This is a genomic window from Cylindrospermopsis sp. CR12, from assembly GCF_001432185.1.
Lineage (GTDB): Bacteria > Cyanobacteriota > Cyanobacteriia > Cyanobacteriales > Nostocaceae > Raphidiopsis > Raphidiopsis raciborskii.
In genome coordinates, this window is record NZ_LMVE01000023.1 from 1 (window position 1) to 1079 (window position 1079).

The window sequence follows — 1079 nt, forward strand, 5'->3', positions numbered from 1 at the left end:
AATTGATTCCCGGTCTCCCCAATAGACAGTCTCCAGGTTGCTAGTCCTTTGCGATCTCCCGTCGGGACTGCTGCGCAATCGCCCTCCAAATATCCCAAAACCTTTGAAATAACTGATTTATCCTTTGAGGGAAGACGTTTACCGTCAATCTTTTACCAAACATGAACCGAACATGAAACGTGCCTAGATGCGAGCGATCTCCCGTAGGGAGTGCTGCGCAATCTCCCGTAGGGAGTGCTTCGCAATCGCCCACCATTCTGAACCATGCGGTTATTTCTATTAATTGTCCATAAAACAGGCGCAAGAACCAGATATACCAAGGTTCTTTTGGTCCTTTATGACAATATTTTCTCTTCCAATAAACAGCGATATTAAATAACCCTAATTCATCTCCTTAGAGTATTTTTGCTGGGAAGAACAGCAGTTGGACAAGCATGAGCTAATCGATGGTCGCGTATATACAATGAGTGGTGGCACACAAAAGTCACAGTGCCATCGCACTGTGATTTTTTATTATTAATTCGGTCTCATCAAGGGCGTTCTTCAAGTCCAGAGAAATTGTGTTCTTCAACGGTAAAATGATCTAAATTACTACGTAATACTTCTACCTGTCCATCGGTCAACCCTGAAATTTTCAGCACGTCTTCTACTTTTTTGTATGGTGAATTCTTCACTATCCAAACAGCCAATGTGGGATACAAACCAGGATACTGCTTAAATTCCCGCCTACTTGCATTATTGAGGTTAATTTTTCGACCAAAGTCAGTACCCAGCTTATCCTCGGCCGAATTTTGCAAGGCAATGAGGTTAGAAAAATTGTCCACCTTCAATCCATCAGCTAATGTTGGTTGGGAAAGAATTATTCCCAAAATTACGAATACCGCACTCAAAAACATTAATAAGCGTGTCCTAACCTGCATAATGTAAATAATCTCCTAAGATAAAAACCCTCCCAACAGTAGCATGATTTCACCAAATTTATTACGGCGGTTTTCATGTAAATAAACCACAATGATTGAACCAATTAAGCGCATCCTCTGCTGTAATATAATTTACTGCACTTGTCATGGACTCATTTA

The 1079-nt window shown here is 40.9% G+C and carries 2 protein-coding genes; both read right to left on the reverse strand.

Translation table 11 applies throughout. From position 1 onward, the window contains the following. Positions 1-40: 40 nt before the first annotated feature. A complete protein-coding gene (locus ASL19_RS03180) occupies positions 41-304 on the reverse strand; it encodes a hypothetical protein (protein WP_235528917.1) in 264 nt (87 codons plus the stop codon). A 226-nt stretch (positions 305-530) separates the two neighbouring features. Further along, positions 531-920 carry a photosystem II complex extrinsic protein PsbU gene (psbU, locus tag ASL19_RS03185; protein ID WP_057177262.1) on the reverse strand — a complete coding sequence of 130 codons (390 nt, stop codon included), beginning with the start codon at positions 918-920 and terminating at the stop codon, positions 531-533. Positions 921-1079: the final 159 nt, after the last annotated feature.